This is a genomic window from Nocardiopsis halophila DSM 44494, assembly GCF_000341245.1.
In the GTDB taxonomy this organism is placed as follows: Bacteria; Actinomycetota; Actinomycetes; order Streptosporangiales; family Streptosporangiaceae; genus Nocardiopsis_A; species Nocardiopsis_A halophila.
Map to the genome: position 1 here is coordinate 1 of NZ_ANAD01000078.1, position 4,399 is coordinate 4,399.

Sequence of the window (4,399 nt, forward strand, 5' to 3'; positions counted from 1 at the left end):
GCACGACCGGGACCGACCCGGTGTCCCGGCCGTCAGCCCCCGGGCCATCGCCGTGATCCACCACCGGCTGCCCGCCGGTGTCCGTCGTGGCGGTGTCCGTCGTGGCGGTGTCCGTCGCTGCGCTCTCCGTCCCGGTGGTGCGGCGGTGGCCGCGGGCCCGGCGTCCGCGCGGGCGCCGGGGGCGGGCCTCGGCACGGGTCCGCTCCTCGGCGGCGTCCTCCGCGGTGCGCGCCCCGGGCGAGGCCAGCACCAGGGCCAGCGCCAGCAGCACCCCCTGCACCACCAGCCAGGCGTCGCGCACCGCCGCGCCCCGTTCGACCACCACGTCCCCGCCGGAGGCGGGCACCGTGAAGGCGGCCGTTCCCGCCTCCGTGGTCTCGGCGGCCAGTTCGCGCCCGTCCACCGACGCGGTCCATCCGGCCCCCGCCGGTTCGGCCAGCAGCAGGGCGCGCCCCTCCGGCCCGGCGGGCACGCTCACCCGCCCGTCGGCCTCGGAGGTCAGGACCTGCGCGTCTCCGGCGGCGCCCGCCCCGCCGTCACCGTCTTCGTCACCGCCCGCGGTGCCGGCACCGGCCCCGTCCTCGGCCGGGGGCGCCAGGCGCATCCGCCCGGTGGGCGCGTCCAGCCGCCAGAGCGCGAACTCCTCGCCGTGCATCTGCCGGGTCAGCCCGGGGGTGCCGTCCAGGGTGTCGACGACGGTCGGGGCCTCCTCCCCGCCGTCCGGCGGGTCGGGCACCAGCACGTGCCCCACCCCGAAGTCGGCCAGCGCCGCGACCTCGTCCCCGGCCCGGCCCGCCGCCAGCGCCGCCACCTCGGTCTCCAGGGCCTGCCGGGCGTCGTCGTCGGGCTGCACCTGCTCGGTGCCCAGCCGGGGCTCCCCCGGCCGCAGCACCGCGTACCGCAGCGGCCCCTCACCGGTGGGGGAGAGCACGAGGGTGCGCACCCCCTCGGCGCCGCCGGTGGTGGCGGTGAGGAAGGCGGGCACCGGGTCCGGGGCGTCCCCGCTGAGCGGCCCGTCGACGCCCTGCCACATCCAGGCCGCGGCGGCGCCGACGGGGGTGGTCAGCGCCAGGGCCGCCGCGCCCGCGGCGAGGAACCGGCGCAGCCCGCCGTCGCGCCACATCCGGCCGAGCGACTGGGCCGCCAGCCCCGCGCTGAGCAGCATCGCGGTGGCGGCGAAGGCGAGCGCCACCCCGGGCCAGGCGTGTGCGGGCGGCCCGCCGTAGTACGGCGCCACCGCGGCCCGGCTGATGAGGATGGCCGCCAGGATCCCGAAGAGGGCCATGCACCAGCCCACCGCCACCAGCATCCGGCGGCGCAGCAGGAGCAGGGCGCTCAGCGACGCGGCGACGAACCCGGCCGTCACCCACCACGGGGGCGCTCCCGCGCCGCCCGGGGAGAGCATGAGCAGCTCGTGGGCGGCGGCCGGCGGGGAGGACAGGGCCGGGTCGTGCAGGCCCGCCTCCAGCAGCCACTGGGAGGGGTGCAGCACCAACTGCGCCGACCAGGGCAGCAGCAGGAGCAGCGGCACCCCCAGCGCGATCGCCAGGCTGACGTACAGCCGGCGCCCCAGGTGGCCGAAGGCCACCGCCACCACGCCGCCGCCGACCAGCGCCAGCAGCCACAGCAGCGGCACGAACGCGGTGCCCGCGGCCAGCAGCAGCGCGATCCCCCAGGCGGCGCGCCGGGAGCGCTTGGGGGGCAGGGTGAGCATGCGCGAGGCGAGCAGCCCCAGCACCGGCAGCAGCGCATGCACCAGCGCGGTGCCGATCCGCCCCTGGGCCACGGCGCCGGTGGCCACCGGGAGCAGGGCGTAGGACCCGGCCATCCACAGCCGCGCCGGGCGGTAGGCGAGCACTTCGCGGGCGAGCAGGTAGGCGGTGGCCCCCGCCAGCGGCACGCACCCCAGGAGCAGCACGGTGACGGCCAGCCACGGCTTGCCCAGGGCAAGGGTGGACAGCAGCGCCAGGACGCCCACGTAGGGCGGCACGGCCGCGTCCGACCCGATCCCGGTCTCGTGCGCGCCGGACAGGTAGAGCGCCCACAGGTCCGCGGCGCCTCCGGCGGCCGGCGGGAGCGCGCCCCCGGCCAGGGTGCCGCCGCTGAACAGCGACCGCTCGGCGACCAGCGCCACCGCCGTCAGGGCCAGCACCAGCAGCACGCCCGGGTGGGTGAGCACGCGCCGCAGGACGCCGTGCTCGTCGGCCAGCAGGCTCTCCTCGTCCTCGGCCGGCCCGGCGGCCACCGCCTGGTGGCGCCCGGAGGACGGGGCCCCGCCGCCGCCCGTGAGCAGTCCCACCACGGTCTCGGTGAACTGGCGCAGGGCCACCCCGTGCGCCAGGTAGGGGCGGATGGCGCTGTAGGTGCGGCGCCGGTTGCGGCGCCTGCGGAAGCGGGCCCGGACCAGCCGCCCCGGCATCAGGTACACCGAGGTGATCGCCACCGCCTCGTCGTAGGCGTCGGCGGGCCGCTTGGCGATGACGTACATCAGCACCCGCAGCAGCGACCCCAGCGAGTTGCGCAGCAGGGCGCCGACCATCCCCCCGAAGGGCAGGTTGGCCAGCAGCACGAACATCGCGTTGCGCCGGTCCAGGCGGCGGGGGTGGTCCCCGGCGGCGCCGATGCGCCTGCGGCGGCGGGCGGCGGCCTCAGCGTGGTAGGCCACGGCGCCGGTGACCAGCAGGACCCGGTGCCCGGCGGCCCCGGCGCGCCAGCAGAAGTCGATGTCGTCGCGGAACAGCGGCAGCGACGCGTCGAACCCGCCCAGGGCCTCCCACACGTCCCGGCGCACCAGCATCCCGGCGCTGGAGACGGCCAGCACCTGGCGGTCGCCGTCGTGCTGGCCGTGGTCGAACTCGCGCGGCTCCAGCCCGGTCTCCCGTCGGCCGGCGCCGTCGATGGTCACCCCGGCCTCCACCAGGAGCCGCCGGTCGTACCAGTCGCGCAGCTTGGGGCCCAGGACGGCGGCGCGCGGGTCGTCGGCGGCGGCCGCCAGCAGGCGCTCCAGCGCGTCGGGGGCGGGGGCGCAGTCGTCGTGGACCAGCCAGATCCACTCGGTGGCGCCGGGGCCCGCCCCCGGGAAGGGGGCGCTGAGCCGGGGCAGCTCCAGGCCGGCCCGGACCGCGCCGCCGAACCCGGAGCCGCGCGGGGCGGCGGCGATGGCGTCCGGGGCCAGGAACTCGGCGAGCACGTCGCCGCTGCGGTCGCGGCTGCCCGCGTCCACGCCGACGACGCGCTGCACCGGGCGGTTCTGGTCACGCACGGCCTGCAGTGACTCCGCGAGCCAGCGTTCGCCGTCGTGGGCGACGATCACGGCCGTGACGATGTGGAGGGCGGGGTCGGGATCCTGGGCAAGCACGCTGCGGGTCTCTCGAGGGTCGCGGGTCGGGATGTAACGCGGGATACGGTCCGACTCATTCGGCAGCTCACCTTACGGCACACGGCGGGCGGCCGTGGGCGGAACGGGCGGACCGGGGCGGAGGCGGCCGGAAGGGGGCGGACCGGGACGCCGTACCGGCAGGGGCGTAAATAGGGGATAAAAAAACGTGCGCTCCGGGGCAAAGATCCCGGAGCGCACGCATCGGCGCAGACGGCCGGTCCTAGAGCATGTCGGCCAGGAAATCGAAATCCTGCCCGGCGGCTTTCTTCAGCCGGCGGCGCTCGCGCTCGGAGAGTCCCCCCCAGATGCCGAAACGCTCGTCGTGCTCCAGCGCGTATTCCAGGCACTCGGCCCGGACCTCGCAGGACTGGCAGACCTTCTTGGCCTCCCGCGTCGAGCCGCCCTTCTCGGGGAAGAACGCCTCCGGATCGGTCTGCGCGCACAGTGCGCGCTCCTGCCAGCCCAGATCTTCGTCTGCGCCGTGCGCCAGCGGGATCACCTCGCTCATGCGCACCTCCTATTGCCCCCCTAGATGTCCCCTCCCCTTCGACCCCCGGGAGGGGTGAAACACACCCTGAAATTACACGCGTGATGCTTGTGATACGTCAAGCGCGTTGCGTGGCAATCCCTTGAATACCACGTTGCGCACCGCTCTCGGCGGGCGCTGGGCCGGTATCCGTGGGATTGCCACGCAATTCCCTGGGGCCGGGCGGGCCGGACGGGGGCCGGAGGCGGCGTCAGCGGCGGTCGTCGTCCCGGTACCAGGCCTGGTCCTGACGGGCCTGGCCCTCGCCCTGGTCGGCCGGCTGGTCGCCGGTCTCCGCGGCGCCGGGGACGGCCCCCTGGGCGTCGCCGGCCGCGCCCGCCTCGGGCTGGGGTGCGTACTGGGACGGGTCGTAGGCCTGCTGGGCCTGCTGCGGGTCCTGGGCGTAGGCCTGCTGCTGGGCGTACGGGTCGTAGCCCTGCTGCTGGTAGGCGTCGCCGTAGGCGGGCTGGCCGCCGGTCCCGTACGCCTGAGCC

General features: G+C 76.7%; 2 protein-coding genes and 1 pseudogene. All 3 read right to left on the reverse strand.

The genetic code is table 11. The features are described 5' to 3' along the window. Nucleotides 1–3,358 (reverse strand): glycosyltransferase (locus D450_RS0110010; RefSeq protein WP_017538534.1); only part of this gene is annotated, 3,358 nt, incomplete at its 3' end. A gap of 241 nt (nt 3,359–3,599) precedes the next feature. Beyond that, nucleotides 3,600–3,887 (reverse strand): WhiB family transcriptional regulator, encoded by a 288-nt coding sequence (locus D450_RS0110015; RefSeq protein WP_017538535.1) that lies wholly within the window; start codon nt 3,885–3,887, stop codon nt 3,600–3,602. A 229-nt stretch (nt 3,888–4,116) separates the two neighbouring features. Then, nucleotides 4,117–4,399: pseudogene (locus D450_RS33655) on the reverse strand (hypothetical protein); the annotation flags it as partial.